Raw genomic sequence first — 15,582 nt, 5'->3', positions numbered from 1 at the left:
CGGCCCGCTGTTGAAAAGGAAGGGGCCGGCGGTGCGCTCATTGCGCGCCCGCGAACGTGGCTGCGGGGACATCCGAGGCGCTCGTTCGGGTAGGGAGTGATGGTCGACTTCAGGCCGGCCTTCCTTGTCCACGCCTCCCTTGATCACGCTGGCAGATGTGCTGCTCATTGCTTCGACCGGCCACACAAGGGTGCTCAACGCAGGAGCCCTTCCGACCCCGGTCGTGGCAGTGCAGCCTGGTGCGTCATCCGCTCGACGCATGCCGACATCTCCGGAGTTGTAGACCACTGCAGGCACGTCGTAGCCAGGCCCAGGGAAAGCCGCGGACCGAGTAGGAGGTGCCTTGCAAATCCCGCCGTGGAGATCACATGGCACCCAGACAACGTCAGAGGTCGACGCTCGAGGACCGTTTGGCGTCGCCGGTCACTCACTGGGCATACCGGCTTGCTGGAAGCGTGTTGTGTGCGTTCGGCGTGTTGATTGCAGTCGGCTTGATCAACGTCCTGTGGGACGCATTTACCGACACTGCGGTCAAACCCCTTGATCCCGTGTTGCCGCTGGTCCTCGCGCCCATCGGTGCGTTCTGCCTCGAGATCGGTTCGCGCCTCGTGCTTGGACGTCGAAATCGCCATGGGTCGCTGATGAGCCCGCGGTCCTGGCGCGTGCTCGGGGTGGTGTTTGCGGTTGTCACCGTCTGGCTGGCTTGGTCAGTGACACTGGCCGGTCGATTTGCAGACCTGGATGTGGGCCTGATGGGTGCGCTTCTCACCTCCTTCTGCTTTGGCTTCGCGTCCTACTTGGATCGTCGATCGCGGCCGCCAGCGCCCTAGAGCACTGAAACCGGCTGGCTAGATCAAAACGGTGCGCTGAAGGTCCGCCCCGCGGACACAGCAGTCGCTCGCCGCGAGGAGGGCATGACTCAAGTCTCGTGGAATGGGTGCTTTCGATATAGGCGATTGCCAACTGTTGTGCAGCGAACGCCGACTGTCACGATCGCCCCGGACCGGCAACACCGCGTGCTCTCTGGGCGGGCGTCCGCGAAGCGGACCTTGACAGCGCCTTCCGGCCCAAAGCCGTCATTCCCTTCTTTTGCCACGGGCCCAGGGAACGCGCTTAAATCGAACGCGTGGTCCCGTGAATCCAGGAGACAAGCATGGAAAGAACCGCGTTGGTGGTCGGTGTCAGCGGCATCGGCGGCGGCAACACCGCCCGTGAGCTCATCAGCCAAGGCTGGACCGTCTATGGGCTGGCGCGGCGGCCACATCCCGCTGTCGAGGGCGTCCGTCCGATCGCAGCGGACCTGCTGGATCCGGTCGGCCTGGCCACGGCACTTGCCGACGTGTCGCCTACCCACGTGTTCATCACCACCTGGCTGCGGCAAGCCACGGAAGCCGAGAACATCCGGATCAACGCGGCGATGGTGCGCAACCTTCTTGGCGCGCTGTCGGCGCGCAGGTCCGTGCGCCACGTCGCCCTTGTGACCGGGCTCAAGCACTACCTGGGCCCGTTCGAGGCCTATGCCAGCTCCGGCACGCTGCCCGACACGCCGCTGCGCGAGAGCCAGCCACGCCTGCCGCTCGAGAACTTCTACTACGCGCAGGAGGACGAAGTGTATGCAGCTGCTGAGCGCGACCGATTCACATGGACGGTGCACCGCCCGCACACGGTCATCGGAATGGCGGTCGGCAACGCCATGAACATGGGCACCACGCTCGCGGTGTACGCAAGCATCTGCAAGGAGGCGGGCCGTGCCTTTCGCTTCCCTGGGTCCGAAGCCCAGTGGAATGGCCTCTCGGATGTGACCGACGCTCGCATGCTCGCCAAGCAACTGGTGTGGGCCGCCGACACGGATGCCGCGCGCAACGAGGCGTTCAACATCGTCAACGGTGACGTCTTCCGCTGGAGCTGGCTGTGGGGCCGGATCGCTGACTGGTTCGGCGTCGAGGCAGCGGGCTTCGACGGCACCGTGCAGCCACTCGAACCTGTGCTGGCCCAAGACGCGACGCTCTGGCGCGAGATCGCCCAGCGCCATGGTCTGTCCGAGACCGCACTCGATCGGCTGGCCTCGGCCTGGCATACCGACCTCGATCTCGGGCGCCCGCTCGAAGTGATGACCGACATGGCAAAGAGCCGCAAACTGGGCTTTTGCGCATGGCAAGCCACGGACGAGTCGTTCTTCGACCTGTTCGCACAGCTGCGTGCCGCTCGCCTGATCCCCTGAGCCAGCAGGTGATGCGCTTGACGATCCGCTGGGCGGGACCGTCCGCGCGATGGGGCTGGCCCCTCGCCGTTGGCCGGCGTGGGCGAGGCGCAACTCGATCCTGGGAGCGATGTCTGCGATCGGTCGAAACGGTGCGTTGACCGTCCGCTTCGCAGACGCCTCCATGCTGGGCGCAAGGATCGGTAGAGCGATAGGCATGATGATCCGATCCAAACCGGTCCTGCCTCAGCAGCTCCGCGCGTATCGACGGGCGAGGGCCCGCGCCGTCCAACGGAGCGCCCGCCAAGCCCCGCGTCCAGGACGCCGTTACGGAACCCGGAACGTGGCGAGGAACTCGGTCAGCAGCGCGCCGTTCCTCGGGTCGAAGTGGTCGTCGAGGCGATCACATCGCCGGATGCGCTCGGACCGGAACGCCCTGAAATCGCCTCGCAGCTCGCACCAGCAGCAGACCAGGGTGACGTGGCTGAAGAGGTACAGGCCCAGGGGCCAGACGACGCGCGTCGAACGGCGGTCCTGCAGGTCCTGGTAGTCGATGCGGATCTTGTGGGCGTGGCGGATGGCCTCCCGAAGCCGAGGCACGTGGGGGCCGAACGCCACGGCTTCCTCGAGCCGGTGGGGAACCAGCAGCGAAGATTGCCAAAGCCGGTCCTGTTCCGCCTTGGGGATGACCGTCCTGATCTTCGCCAGCGCGTTCTCGGCGGCCGACGACAAGAGCGTGTCGCTGCGTTCCATCACCATGCGGGCGCCAAGCACCACCGCTTCGAGTTCCTCCGTCGAGAACATCAGGGGCGGCAGGTCGTACCCCGGCCGTAGCACGTAGCCGATCCCGGCTTCCCCATCCACCGGCACGCCGCTGGACTGAAGCGCCGCGATGTCCCGGTAGATGGTTCGCGTGGCAACTTCGAGTTCCTCGGCCAGCCGCCGGGCGGTGGTCGCACGCCCTCGCCGCCGCAGCACCTGGACAATCTGTAGCAGCCTGTCCGCCTTTCGCATCGCTTCCCTTCGCCTGCACAGGCAACTGCTGACACCATGCTGTCAGCGGCGCCCCGGTACCGTGGTCTCCGTTCCAACCTGAAGGAGACCCCTCATGAACCCGTTTGACGAATCCATCATCGACCACCTCAACATCGGCGTCTCCGACGCCGAGCGATCCAGACGCTTCTACGAAGCAGCCCTCGCCCCGCTCGGGTTGAAGCTGCTCCATTCAATCCCGCCATCCCGCGCTGAAGCGGGCGGCGAGCAGCAGAAGACCGGCGGCAGCATCCATGGTTTCGGGCGCGAGCACAAGCCGCTGTTCTGGATCGTGGGCAACGCGAGGGTGGGCGAGGCGACCCACTTCGCTTTTCGGGCGCAGACGCGGGATCAAGTGGATGCGTTCCACAAGGCCGCTATGGCGGCCGGCGCGCAGGACAATGGCCCGCCAGGAGTTCGCCACTACCACCCCGGCTACTACGGTGCCTTCGTGCGCGATCCCGACGGCATCAACATCGAGGCGGTGTGTCACTCCCCGTCGTGACCGGAATGTGCGGGGGGCCGTGAACGCCGGGTGGGGCGAGTGCCGCGTCGCGCATCCTCGCTGAAAATACATGCCGATCGCGGCCCGGTCCCCGTGTTGTCCCGGGTGCCCTCCGACCCGTAACCCGGCCCTCCCGGCATCACCTGGCAGACCGCCACGACGGGACGCATGAATCCCTCTGACCGTTCCTCTTGCCGTGCGCTCACCAGGACGCGTCGTGAGCAAGCCGTGCATCTGGAGTAGTAGGTTGGGTGCGATTTGCACCCACCTCACGTCGATCGGCGCCGGTCATCCAGTCCCTATTGCATGGCCCAGAGGAGCTGCGGTTCTAGACGTGGGCCAAGATGGCTGCGGACTCTGACATCCGCGCCGGCTCGCCGCGGCAATTCCTCACCCGGCACGCGACCCCGTCGCCAGCGGCGCAGACGGGAGTTCCATGGCAGGGCGTCGTTCGACATTGACCACAGCCACGCCGACCGCCGGACTTGCCATGCCGCCGGCAGAAGGCGACGCAAACTACTACCAGCCACTCGCCAGTCACCTGACTTCATCCAACTGGCTCCGATCCGGTTCACCCTTCAAGGTGGCGCCAGCAGCCCGACGCGCCCGCTCACTGCACAGACCTCACCCGCGCGGAGATCGGCGCTGCCCTGGCCGCGGCGGAGAGAGCGCGGTTGCCGAAGCGCCTGGACCTAGGCGTTGCAGAGATGCAAGAACGGGTGGAGTCGTGGTTCCGCTTTGGGTCGAAAGAGAGCCATGCGTGTCGGCTGTGAGGACACAAATTGCAGGGCGTCCATGAGAGTCAACCTGGAGCGCTTCTCAACAGCCGACGCCGAGCCCCGCCGCGAGAGCCCAGCGGCCGCTTGTTGCGCGGTCAGATCTCCGTCTGATCGGAGATCTCCAGCGCGTTGTGCATGTCCACACCGAGACAGCGGACCGTGCTCTCCAGCTTGCTGTGGCCTAGCAGCAGTTGCACCGCGCGCAGGTTCTAGGTCTTCTGGTAGATCAGTGCCGCCTTTCGTGCGCCGCAACGAATGCGTGCCATAGGCCGTCCCATCAAGCTCGACATCGCGGCCCATCCGCGCAGCATGCGCGCGTACTGCCGCGCGCAGAGGTGCGGCGAGCCGTGGATGCGACTGGGAAACAGGGAGCCATCGGACTTGATCTCGGCTTCGATCACCCACGCCTGAACCGCTGCCCGCGTCGGCGGCGTGATCTGACACTGCACCGGGCGACCGGTCTTGTGCTGCGTGATGATCGCCCTCGGCCCGATCTGAGCACCGTGCTGGATGTCGCGCAGCCTCACACGACCAGGTCGCAGCCTCGCAACTTGCTGTGGATGCCCAGATTGAGCAACGCCAGCTCGCGCGTGCGGTGCCAGCGCTCCATGAGGGCGCGCAGTGCCCAAACGTCCTTCGGCTTGAACGGCGCCTTCTGGCCCACGAGCTTGCCCTTGTTCCAAGGCACTCGATTCCCAGGTATGGCTTGGTTCGTTTCCATGAGGGACCTCCATCTATTGGCGGCGCCACGCCGCCGCCCAGGCGCCAGCGCCAGCGTCGATGCTGGATGTCCATCTTTGACATACCTTGATATCATTGCGTTGACCCTGCACAAGGAGAGCAACCCGTGGGCATGAACGTCAACCTCACACCGCAGCTTGAAGAACTGGTCCGTGCGAAAGTGGCCTCCGGCCTTTACACGTCGGCGAGCGAAGTGGTGCGCGAAGCACTGCGCCTCATGGACGAGCAAGACCGACTGCGCGCCGCCAAGCTGGAGCAGCTGCGGGACGACGTTCGCCAGGGCCTGAACAGCGGGCCGAGCACGGCGTGGAATGCGGAAGAGGTCAAACGCGAAGGCAGGGCTCGGCGCGCGCGCAAGGTGGCATAGCTGCCATGGCGCGCATTACGCGTCGGCCGCTGGCAGCAACCGACATCCTCGACATCTGGGACTACATCGCCGAGGACAGCGTCGATCAGGCTGATCGGTGGGTCGATCGGCTCGATGAGAAGCTCGCGCTGATCGCGACCCAGCCGTTGATGGGAAGGGCGAGAGACGAACTGGAGGTTGAAGTACGCAGTCTCCCGTTCGGGCGCTACGTCATTTTTTATGTGCCCACCAAAGATGGCATCGACGTGGTGCGGGTGCTGCACAGTGCCCGCGACATTGACGCGGTCTTCAGCGATGAGTAGGGCGCGCCTGGCTTCTTGAAGGTCCGGTCATCGGAGCTGCCGTCCTAACGGTCTCCCAGCGCGGTGCGGACAACCTGTCCGAAATGCAGGCGTTGAGAGCGGTTCTCGGCCAAGGGCGTGCGTTGCCGTCCCCACGTACTGAGTCAGGCGGTGTGCGCCAGCTGCTCGGCGATGGCCGCTTTGTCGATCAGCGACCAGACGGTGCGAATGCGCCCATCCTCGAACTGGTAGAACACATTCTCGCTGAACGACACGCGCCGGCCAGCCACTTCCAGGTCCAGAAAGCGGCCCACCGGCCTGCAGTCAAAATGGAGCCGGCAGGCCACGGTCGCGGCGTCGGCCACCGGCAGCCGGATCTGGAAGCGCAGGTCCGGCATGTCGTGGTAGTTGCCTTGAAGCATGGCGCGGTAGCTGGGCAGACCGATGCGATTTCCGTTGTATTCGACGTCCGCGTGCACGAACTCGCCGAGGCGGTCGAGATCCCGGGCGTTCAGGCAGTCGATGTAGCGGCGGTAGAAAGAGGGCAGGTCGAGGTGCGGCATGGCCTCATTCAAACGCAAATCCGCGGTGTGCGCCACGCTTCAGGCCGGGAACCGCAGCTCGAATCGAATGGTGCCTTCTTCAGAGCAGCTGACACTGGCCCGGCCGCGGTGCAGGTCCATGATTGCCTTGACGATGGACAGGCCCAGGCCGCTGCCGTCGGCCGGCCGGTCGCCGCTGGCGTCCGCGCGATAGAACCGGTCGAACAGCCGCTCCAGCTGCTCGCCGGGGATCACGTCACCGTCGTTTTCTACCGCGACGAGCGCCCCGGTGGCCTGCCGCTCAGCGATCAGGCGCACGGTGGTGCCTGCACGGCTGTAGCGAAGCGCATTGACCACCAGGTTGTGGATGGCGCGCCGGGCCAGCGGTGCATTGGCCACCACCGTGCCCGCGGCCCGTACCGCGATCTGCAGGTCCGCCTCTTCCGCCGGGCCTTCGAAGTAGTCCGCAATCGCGTGCAGCTCGGCGCCCAAGTCCAGCGGCCCGCGCTCGATGTCGAGCATCGCGTGATCGGCACGCGCGAGGAACAGGATGTCATCGACGATCAGGCTCAGCCGCGTCAGCTCTTCCAGGTTCGATTCCAGCAGCTGCTGGTACTCGAGCGGCGTGCGCACGCGGTTGAGTGCCACCTGGGTCTGCCCGATCAGGGCGCCCACGGGGGTGCGAATCTCGTGCGCCAGGTCGGCCGAAAACTGCGACAGGCGCTCATAACCCTGAGCAATGCGGTCCAGCATGGCGTTGAACACCGCCACCATGTCGCGCAACTCGCGCGGCGCGTCCTGCTCGGGAAGGCGGATCGACAGGTCGATGGGATGGATGCGCGCCGCGTGGGCGGTGATGCGGCGCAAGGGGCGCAGGCCATGGCGCAACGCGAGGTACACCAGCAGCACCGACACGGCGATGGACATCAGCGTGCTGCGCAGCACATGGAAACGGCTGCGGTCGATCATCTCGAGCTCGCTTTCCAGCGGGTGTCCGGTCAGCACCTCCACCACCCCACCATCCAGACCCGATCGGGCCAGGCCGGCCACCCAGTGCATCTGCGGGTGGTCCGTGGTGCGCAGCACGTCGCCGGGGCTCATCCGCCGGTCCAGCGGCACGCGCGTCAAGGCGCCCGGCAGCGGCACGCGACCACGATTGACCTCGATGAAGGCCGGCTCACCGACGCGGCGCAGGATCAGCACGTCGGTGGTCGCGCCCAGCAGCGCCGCGAACATCAACGACTGGTCGCGCAGGTCCTGCACGCTGCGCGCCTCAGCCACCAGGCCACGGAAGTGCTCGGCGCGGCCGATGAGCTGGTCGTCGGCATGGGCGTTGATCGCCGTGCGCGCGAAGAGGAAGAAGTAGGCGCCCAGCATGCCGGTCATCGCCATGGCGATGAGCCCGCAAAGCAGCGTGACGCGCAGTGCCAGCGACCCCGGCCACCAGCGTCCGCTCACGTCACGGCCTCGGGCTCGTCGGGCGCGTCGCCGAACGAATAGCCGACGTTGCGCACCGTGTGGATCAGCGGCGTGGCGAAGGGCCGGTCAACCTTGGCCCGCAGCCGCTTGACGGCCACATCGACCACATTGGTGTCACTGTCAAAGTTCATGTTCCAGACCTCGGAGGCGATGAGCGTTCGCGACAGCGCCTCCCCTTGGTGCTTGACCAGCAGGTGCAGCAGCAGGTACTCCTTGTTGGTCAAGCCGATCTCCACGCCTTCGCGCGTCACCTTGCGCCGCAGCACATCCAGCTTGAGGTCGGCCACCTGGTAGACATCGGCGTCGCGCGACACGCCGCGCCGCAGCAGCGTGCGGATGCGCAGCACGAGTTCCGTGAAGGAGAAGGGCTTGACCAGGTAGTCGTCGGCGCCCAGTTCCAGGCCGCGGATGCGGTCGCTCAACTGATCGCGAGCCGTCAGGAACATGACACGCACGTCCCCCTTCTCGCGCAGCGCCGGCATGATCTGCCAACCGTCGATGCCGGGCAACGTCACGTCGAGGACCACCAGATCGTAGGGGTTCATCAGCGCCATGTGCAGGCCGTCGCGCCCGGTGCGCGAGAGGTCGACCGCATAGCCGCTCTCGCGCAGGCCCTTCTTCAGGTAGTCCCCGGTCTTGGGATCGTCCTCGATGACCAGGATCTTCATGCGAAGGATTCTCCATGGGCCCGGGCGCCGCCACGTGACGTTTTTGTCATCGACCTGTCACCCCCTTCGGCCGCCAAATTCCTACAGTTTCGACGGGCCGCAACGCCTGGTGCGTTCAACGCGGATCCCGCTCCCATCCCTGCAACAACCGAAGGAAATTTCATGCGTCAACGTCTTCACGCCCTGGTGGCCACCAGCCTGCTCTCGCTGGCGGTCGCCGTGCCCGTTGCCGCCAGCGCCGCCGATGCGGCCGTTCGGGTCCGCGGCACCGTGGTCGCCCGCACCGGCAACGTGCTGGAGGTCAAAGCGCGCGAGGGCGACCTCGTCAAGATCAAGCTCAAGGACGGCCTGCACATCAATGCGGTCGCCCGGGCGGCCATCACCGACATCAAGCCGGGCGACTATGTCGGCATCGCATCGCTGCCCAAGGCCGAGGGCGGCGACGGCGCACTGGAGGTGCTGATCTTTCCGGCCGCGCTGAAAGGCATGGGCGAAGGCAGCTTTGGCTGGGACCTGAAGCCGAAGAGCTCCATGACCAATGCCACCGTGTCCAACGCCGTGAAGTCGGTGAACGGCAGCACCGTCACGTTGAGCTACCACGGCCAGGAGAAGAAGATCTCGATCCAGAACGGAACGCCCATCGTGACGCTGATCCCCGCCACCGCGCAAGACCTGCGCGCGGGGGCCGCGGTCTTCGTCTCGGCCGAGAAGGCCGAGGACGGCAGCCTGTCTTCCGGACAGCTCGTCGTCGGCAAGGACGGCGTCGTTCCGCCGATGTGAGGGCGGGCGGCCATGTTGAAGATCCCACCGGCGACCGTGCCACCAGTGCCGGTCGCGCTCGTCAGGCGGCATGGGCGGGTGGTCCGCCTGAGTCACTGGCTCAACGTCGTCTGCTTCACGGGCCTGCTGGCCAGCGGCCTGCAGATCTTCAATGCACACCCGCGCCTGTACCTGGGACGGTTCGGCGCCGACGACGACCCCGCGGTGCTCGAGGTCACGAGCACGGGCACCGGCCGGGCCCTGCAAGGCCACCTGCGGATCGGCGGCTTGAGCCTGCCCACCACGGGCGTGCTGGGCGCGAGCGAGGAAGCAGGCGAGCTGGTGGCGCGGGCCCTGCCGGCCTGGGTCACGCTGCCTTCGTACCACGACCTCGGGGCCGGCCGCCGCTGGCACTTCAGCTTCGCCTGGCTGCTGCTGATCAATGGGCTGGCCTACCTGGCCCATGGCGCGTTCAAGGGCCACTTCCGGCGAGACCTTCTGCCGTCGCGCGACCAGTTGGCGCCGGGCGCGCTCTGGCACGAGGTGCGCGAGCATGCGCGCCTGCGCTTTCCGACAGGGGAGCAGGCCCGGCGCTACAACGCCCTGCAGAAGCTCACGTACCTGCTGGTCATCTTCGTGCTGTTGCCGCTGATGGTGCTGACGGGACTGGCCATGTCGCCGGGTGCCAACGCCGTGTTCCCGCCGCTGGTGGAGCTGTTGGGAGGCCGGGCCACCGCCCGCACGCTGCACTTCGCCACCGCCTTTTCCCTGGTGGTGTTTGTCGCAGTGCACCTGGCCATGGTGGTGGCATCGGGCTGGTGGAACAACCTGCGCTCGATGGTCACCGGCCGCTATGCGATCCGACTCCACCAGGACGACCCGCGATGAGAACGACCCTTTCACGCCGACGCTGGCTGGGAGGCGCCGCCGCAGGACTGGGCGCGCTGGCCCTGACGGGATGCGACCGCCTGGTGGCCTCGCCCGCTGCGGATGCCCTGGTGCGCCGCACCGAACACCTGACGCAGGGTGCGCAGCGGCTTTTCCTGCAGCGCACCAGTCTGGCAGCGGAGTTCACCGAAGCGGACCTGTCGCCGGTGTTCCGGGCCAACGGCACGCGCATGCCCGAGTCCGACGCCTATGCACGGCTGCTGCACGGCGGGTTCAAGGACTGGCGCCTGCAGGTGGACGGCCTGGTGCGCCAGCCGCTGAGCTTGTCGCTGGACGACCTGATGGCCATGCCCTCGCGCACGCAGATCACGCGCCACGACTGCGTGGAAGGATGGAGTGCCATCGGCAAGTGGCAAGGCGTGCAGCTGAAGCGGGTGCTGGACGCCGCCGGCCTGGCCCCGGGGGCACGCTACGTGGTGCTGCATTGCGCAGATGAACTGGAGCAGACCCTGGACGGCAGCGGGCGCTATTACGAAAGCATCGACCTGATCGACGCCTGGCATCCGCAGACGCTCCTGGCCTACGCGATGAACGATCGCAGGCTGCCCGTGGCGCACGGGGCACCGTTGCGCCTGCGGGTCGAGCGGCAGCTGGGCTACAAGCAGGCCAAGTACCTGATGCGCCTCGAGGTGGTGTCGAGCTTCACGCACCTCTGGGGCGGCAGGGGCGGCTACTGGGAAGACCGGGGCTACGAGTGGTATGCCGGCATCTGATGGCCGACCGGCAGGACCGCGCCGCGTCACGCCGGCAGGATGGCGATGCGGTCGCCGCGAGCTTCGATCCGGGGATGGAGGTCGGCGAGCCAGTGGATGCGCCGGAGGTAGACGATGAAGCGTGCCCACGCGGCTTCTTCGGCGGGCCGAATCGGGACGGGCTGCCCCTGCTGATTGATGAGGCAGGGCGTCAACGCCACGGAGGGGACCTGCCCCTGCTTCAACCCGATGTGTGCCACGACCGTCATCCGCGACTCCTCATGAAAGGGCACGGTCGGGTAGCCGTCGCGCGAGAAGATCCCATACTCGCCATGGATCTCGATGGTCTCGCGCACCGCACGCGGCTTGGCGATCTGCTCGATGCCGGGCAGGTCGAAGGCGAAGTTGCCCAGCCCGTGCAGGATGGGCTTGCCCTGGTGGAAGTCGACACCCTTCAGGATGTGCTGGTGGTGGCCGAGGATGACGTCGGCGCCATGATCGATGGCCAGCCGGGCCAGCTGCCCCTCGTATTCGGCCAGCATCGCCGGGAAGCAGTGCACCCCCCAATGGAAGCTGCCCACCACGAAGTCGGCCTGGCGGGCGGCCGCTTGGAAGCTGCGTGCCACGCGGGCGGCCGCGGCCTCGGTCAGCTGCGACCGCACATGCGGTGGGCTGCCCGGCTGTCGGTGCAGGTCGTGGTACTGGGTCGCGACTTCCAGCATCGCGACGCCGTCGCGATCTGCCTGCGCGGCGGCGTTCCACGAGCCGATCATCGATGCCGCAACGAAGGCGATGCGCCGGTCGCCGACGGTCACGCAGGTCGGGGCGAATGCCTCGTCCACGTCCCGCCCGAAGCCCACGGGCCGGATGCCCGCCTGCCGCAGCCCTTCGAGCGTCGACCGCATGCCGGCCCGACCCCAGTCGTTGATGTGGTTGTTGGCCACCGACATCACGTCGAACCCAGCACGGGCCAGGGCGGCGATGTTGCCGGGCGCCGCCAGGATGGCGGCCATCATGTCGTCGTCGGCCTGCGGCGCGGTGGCATAGGTACCTTCCGAATTGCCGAAGGTGAGGTTGTCGGCCTGCAGCAGCGGGGCCACATGCGCGAAGGACTCGTCCGGATCATCGCGGTTGAGGAACACGTCGCCCACGGCGACGAGCGTCAGGTCGTCCATCGGTGGTCCTTCAGCTGCTCGCGCAGCCGGGTCTTGAGCATCTTGCCGGTGGCCCCCAGCGGAATGGCGTCGACAAAGACCACGTCGTCGGGCATCTGCCACCGGGCCAGCTGCTTGTCCCGGTAGAAGTCCAGCAGCTCCCGCGGGGTGAGCTGCGCACCCGGACGCAGCACGACGGCGACGACGGGGCGCTCGTCCCACTTTGGATGCCGGATGCCGATGCACGCGGCCATGCCCACCGCCGGATGCGCCATCGCGATGTGCTCGATCTCGATCGAACTGATCCACTCGCCGCCGGACTTGATCAGGTCCTTGCTGCGGTCGGTGATCTGCAGGTAGCCGTCCTCATCGATGTGGGCCACGTCGCCCGTGGGGAACCAGCCATCGACGAGCGGGCCGTCGGCCGTCGAGCGGAAGTAGTCGCGCGCGATCCACGGGCCCCGCACCAGCAGCTCGCCGGCAGAGCGGCCGTCCCAGGGCAGGTCCTGCCCATCCTCGCCCACGACCTTGATCTCGACGCCGTGCACCGCGCGACCCTGCTTTTCGAGGATGTGCAGGCGCTCGTCCACGGGCAGGGCGTCGTGCTGCTTTTTCAACGAACAGATGGTGCCCAACGGGCTCATCTCGGTCATGCCCCAGCCGTGCAGCACACGCACGTCGTGCTGCTGCTCGAAGGCCCGCAGCATGGCGGGCGGGCAGGCCGCACCGCCGATCACGGTGCGCCGGAGCGTCGCGAATTTGCCGCCGACCGACTGGACATGGTCCAGCAGCATCTGCCACACCGTCGGCACGCCGGCAGCGAAGGTGACCTGCTCCGACTCGATCAGGCCGTGGAGGGACCTGCCGTCGAGCGCGGGGCCGGGGAACACCAGCTTGCAGCCCACCATCGCGCCCGCATACGGCAGGCCCCAGGCATTGACATGGAACATGGGCACCACCGGCAGCACGCTGTCGCGGCTGGACAGCCCCATCATGTCGGGCTGGACGGCACCGTACGCGTGCAGCACCGTAGAACGGTGGCTGTAGAGCACGCCCTTGGGATGGCCGGTGGTGCCGCTGGTGTAGCAAAGGCTGGAGGCGGTGTGCTCGTCGAAGCGGGGCCAGGCGTAGTCGAGACCGGGGGCGGCCATCCAATCCTCGTAGCTCACCAGGCCGGGGATGCCACTGTCCGCGGGCACGTGGCTGCCGTCGCACAAGGCCACCCAGCGCTCGACGGTGGGGCAGCGCACATGGATGGCCTGCACCAACGGCAGGAAGGTGGGGTCGAAACACAGCACCCGGTCGTCGGCGTGGTTGACGATCCAGGTCACCTCATCGGCGTGCAGCCGCGGATTCAGCGTGTGCAGCACCCGTCCGGCCCCGCTCACCCCGTAATACAGCTCGAGGTGGCGGTAGCCGTTCCAGGCCAGCGTGGCCACGCGGTCACCCGGGTCGAGACCGTGTGCATCCAGTGCGCGGGCCACGCGGCGCGCCCGCTGCGCACATTCGGCCCAGGTGTAGCGGTGGAGGTCGCCCTCCACCCGGCGGGAGACGATCTCGGTGCTGCCGTTGTGCCGCTCAGCGAAGTCGATGAGCTGCGAGATGAGCAGGGGTTGGTCTTGCATCAAGCCGTGCATGGGGGGTCCTTCAACGGTGGCATCGGTCAGCCTTCAACGACGATCTTGCGGTCCGAGATCAGCTGCTTCCACTGCTTGAGCTCGGCGGCGATGGTCTGTTGCACGTCCACCTTGCCCGTGGCGACGGTCTGGCCGAGCGATGCCATGCGGGCGGCGACCGGCGGCGACTCCATCGCCTCGCGAAGCGCCCGCTGCAGCTGGGCGACGATGGCGGTCGGCAGCCCCGCCGGCCCCATCAGCGCATACCAGCCCGGCGCGTCGAAGCCGGGGAGCGCGCTCTCCGCGATGGTGGGCACGTCCGGCAGGCTGGCCAGGCGGGCCGTGGACGTCACGCCCAGGGCCTTGATGTGACCCGACCGGATGAAGCCGGCGGTGCCGGTGTAGGTCAGAAAGCCAAAGTGGACCTCGCCCGACATCAGCGCCGTCACCATCGGTGCGCCGCCGCGATAAGGCACATGCACCGCATAGGTCTGGCTGCGCATCTTCAGCAGCTCGGCCGCCAGGTGGGAGACGCTGCCGGAGCCGCCGGAGCCGTAGTTGAGCTTGCCCGGTTGCTTCTTCAGCAGGTCGATCAGTTCGCGCGCGTTGTTCGCCGGCAGTGTCGGTGCCGCAATCAGCACCTGCGGTGCCTGCGACACCATGGCGATGGGCGTGAAGCCGGTCAGCGGGTCATAACCCGGGTTGCGCAGCGAGGGCACGATGGTCAGCGGCGCATTGTCGAGCAGGCCCAGCGAGTAGCCGTTGGGCGCGGCGCGGGCGACGTCGGCGGCGGCCAGCGCGCTGCTTGCGCCGGGCTTGTTGTCCACGACGACCGGCTGGCCCAGCAGGCGCGCCAGCGGCACGCCGATTTCGCGGGCCATGACGTCGGAGCCGCCGCCCGGCGGATAGCCGACCACCAGCCGAAGGGGCGCGGTGGGCCAGGCATCGCCGGCCGCATGGGCCAGGAGCGATGACAATGGTGACAGCGCCAGGCCCGCGCCGGCGCGCAGCAGCGTGCGGCGGAGTTCGTTGCGGGAGTCCGTCACAGCAGCCTCACTGGACGTTCTTGAGCATGAACTCGTTCAGGTGACCCGAAGGCAGCACGTCCAGGCCGGGGTCGGGCGGCAAGTCCACATCGAAGTACCGCTTGAGGATGCCGGCGATCAACTCGTAGCAGACGCCGATGCGAATCACCTGCATGGTCGAGAAGTTGATCAGCGTGCCGGCGCGGCGGTAGGTGTGGTACCGGCACAGGCCGTAGTCGATGGTGATGTCGGCGATCGCACGCAGTTCGGGCTGGATGTCTTCCACCGCGAACTTGGTGCCGGTGCCGGACAGGTTGGCGGACGACCCGAACAGCGGCACCACTTCCTCGCGCGACAGCCGCGTCAGCTCCTTGTGGAACGGCCCCGCATTGAGCAATGTGCCGATGGTGCCAACGGCGGTGGACGCCTTCAGCGCTTCGGGGCCCAGTTTCACCAGCAGCGGGTGGTCCGGGCGGAAGCTGCCGATCACACCAAGCGGCAGGTCAAAGTCGACCGTGATGGCCTCGACCATCTGCTGCTCGCGCCGGCCCAGCGTCATCAAGTCGCGCTGCGTCTCCAGGTCGGCCGCCATCGCGTTGCGCTTGTGACCGCCGCGGCGCTTGGTGTCGTAGATTTTCTGCAAGGGGTCCAGCATCGCGCCGGTCATCGCATAGCCGGTCTGGTTGGGCACGAGGGCGATGCCGCCGCGCTGGATGACGTCGATCGTGCGCCGGGCGTCGCCGGCAATGTCGAGGGTGGGCATGTGTGTCTCCTGGGGTAGTTGAAGGGAAGGC

16 protein-coding genes and 1 pseudogene are annotated in these 15,582 nt (G+C 67.2%); 8 read left to right on the top strand and 9 right to left on the bottom strand.

Annotation, left to right across the window (positions count from 1 at the left end; all coding sequences use genetic code 11):
* Positions 1-368 precede the first annotated feature (368 nt).
* Positions 369-830 (top strand): hypothetical protein, encoded by a 462-nt coding sequence (locus VO99_RS18225; protein WP_157039630.1) that lies wholly within the window; start codon positions 369-371, stop codon positions 828-830.
* A gap of 323 nt (positions 831-1,153) precedes the next feature.
* Entirely contained in the window at positions 1,154-2,221 is a 1,068-nt protein-coding gene (locus tag VO99_RS18220) for an SDR family oxidoreductase (RefSeq protein WP_046114330.1), read from the top strand.
* A 306-nt stretch (positions 2,222-2,527) separates the two neighbouring features.
* Here VO99_RS18220 and VO99_RS18215 read toward each other — a convergent pair whose 3' ends face one another.
* On the bottom strand, positions 2,528-3,214 hold the full coding sequence (locus VO99_RS18215; protein WP_046114329.1) for a helix-turn-helix transcriptional regulator: 687 nt from the start codon (positions 3,212-3,214) through the stop codon (positions 2,528-2,530).
* 115 nt (positions 3,215-3,329) lie between these two features.
* Between VO99_RS18215 and VO99_RS18210 the strand changes: the two genes are divergently transcribed.
* The gene (locus VO99_RS18210; protein ID WP_157039634.1) at positions 3,330-3,737 is read left to right on the top strand and encodes a VOC family protein; all 408 of its coding nucleotides are present in this window, start codon (positions 3,330-3,332) and stop codon (positions 3,735-3,737) included.
* A gap of 874 nt (positions 3,738-4,611) precedes the next feature.
* On the opposite strand, the pseudogene VO99_RS29655 reads toward VO99_RS18210, so the two are convergent.
* A pseudogene (locus VO99_RS29655) lies at positions 4,612-5,237 on the bottom strand (tyrosine-type recombinase/integrase).
* A gap of 132 nt (positions 5,238-5,369) precedes the next feature.
* Between VO99_RS29655 and VO99_RS18195 the strand changes: the two are divergent.
* A complete protein-coding gene (locus VO99_RS18195; protein WP_046114327.1) occupies positions 5,370-5,624 on the top strand; it encodes a type II toxin-antitoxin system ParD family antitoxin in 255 nt (84 codons plus the stop codon).
* A gap of 5 nt (positions 5,625-5,629) precedes the next feature.
* Positions 5,630-5,926 (top strand): type II toxin-antitoxin system RelE/ParE family toxin, encoded by a 297-nt coding sequence (locus VO99_RS18190; protein WP_046114326.1) that lies wholly within the window; start codon positions 5,630-5,632, stop codon positions 5,924-5,926.
* A gap of 143 nt (positions 5,927-6,069) precedes the next feature.
* On the opposite strand, the gene VO99_RS18185 is transcribed toward VO99_RS18190, so the two are convergent.
* From VO99_RS18185 to VO99_RS18175, 3 genes are read right to left on the bottom strand one after another with little or no spacing between them, the layout of a single operon-like run.
* On the bottom strand, positions 6,070-6,468 hold the full coding sequence (locus VO99_RS18185; RefSeq protein WP_046114325.1) for an ester cyclase: 399 nt from the start codon (positions 6,466-6,468) through the stop codon (positions 6,070-6,072).
* Positions 6,469-6,507: 39 nt separating this feature from the next.
* Complete coding sequence (locus VO99_RS18180; protein WP_046114324.1) at positions 6,508-7,905, bottom strand: heavy metal sensor histidine kinase; 1,398 nt, start codon at positions 7,903-7,905, stop codon at positions 6,508-6,510.
* Positions 7,902-8,594 carry a heavy metal response regulator transcription factor gene (locus VO99_RS18175; RefSeq protein WP_046114323.1) on the bottom strand — a complete coding sequence of 231 codons (693 nt, stop codon included), beginning with the start codon at positions 8,592-8,594 and terminating at the stop codon, positions 7,902-7,904. Before VO99_RS18175 ends, VO99_RS18180 begins: the two co-directional genes overlap by 4 nt.
* A 186-nt stretch (positions 8,595-8,780) precedes the next feature.
* On the opposite strand from VO99_RS18175, the gene VO99_RS18170 reads away from it, so the two are divergent.
* From VO99_RS18170 to VO99_RS18160, 3 genes are all read left to right on the top strand, one after another.
* Positions 8,781-9,374 carry a hypothetical protein gene (locus VO99_RS18170; protein ID WP_232315414.1) on the top strand — a complete coding sequence of 198 codons (594 nt, stop codon included), beginning with the start codon at positions 8,781-8,783 and terminating at the stop codon, positions 9,372-9,374.
* Between the two features lie 78 nt (positions 9,375-9,452).
* A complete protein-coding gene (locus tag VO99_RS18165; RefSeq protein WP_232315413.1) occupies positions 9,453-10,241 on the top strand; it encodes a cytochrome b/b6 domain-containing protein in 789 nt (262 codons plus the stop codon).
* Complete coding sequence (locus tag VO99_RS18160; protein ID WP_046114320.1) at positions 10,238-11,014, top strand: molybdopterin-binding protein; 777 nt, start codon at positions 10,238-10,240, stop codon at positions 11,012-11,014. Before VO99_RS18165 ends, VO99_RS18160 begins: the two co-directional genes overlap by 4 nt.
* Positions 11,015-11,040: 26 nt before the next feature.
* On the opposite strand, the gene VO99_RS18155 is transcribed toward VO99_RS18160, so the two are convergent.
* From VO99_RS18155 to VO99_RS18140, 4 genes are read right to left on the bottom strand one after another with little or no spacing between them, the layout of a single operon-like run.
* The gene (locus VO99_RS18155; RefSeq protein WP_046114319.1) at positions 11,041-12,168 is read right to left on the bottom strand and encodes a CapA family protein; all 1,128 of its coding nucleotides are present in this window, start codon (positions 12,166-12,168) and stop codon (positions 11,041-11,043) included.
* Positions 12,156-13,784 carry a 3-(methylthio)propionyl-CoA ligase gene (locus tag VO99_RS18150; protein ID WP_046114318.1) on the bottom strand — a complete coding sequence of 543 codons (1,629 nt, stop codon included), beginning with the start codon at positions 13,782-13,784 and terminating at the stop codon, positions 12,156-12,158. Before VO99_RS18150 ends, VO99_RS18155 begins: the two co-directional genes overlap by 13 nt.
* A 26-nt stretch (positions 13,785-13,810) precedes the next feature.
* Complete coding sequence (locus VO99_RS18145) at positions 13,811-14,809, bottom strand: Bug family tripartite tricarboxylate transporter substrate binding protein (protein WP_052736437.1); 999 nt, start codon at positions 14,807-14,809, stop codon at positions 13,811-13,813.
* 7 nt (positions 14,810-14,816) lie between these two features.
* Positions 14,817-15,551, bottom strand: coding sequence for a Sua5/YciO/YrdC/YwlC family protein (locus tag VO99_RS18140; protein ID WP_046114317.1), 735 nt, complete (start codon positions 15,549-15,551; stop codon positions 14,817-14,819).
* Between the last annotated feature and the right edge of the window lie 31 nt (positions 15,552-15,582).

Source organism: Aquincola tertiaricarbonis (genome assembly GCF_000969605.1).
Taxonomy (GTDB): domain Bacteria; phylum Pseudomonadota; class Gammaproteobacteria; order Burkholderiales; family Burkholderiaceae_C; genus Aquincola; species Aquincola tertiaricarbonis.
Note: the sequence above shows the minus strand (reverse complement) of the source record. Positions and strands in the feature narration are given on the sequence as shown.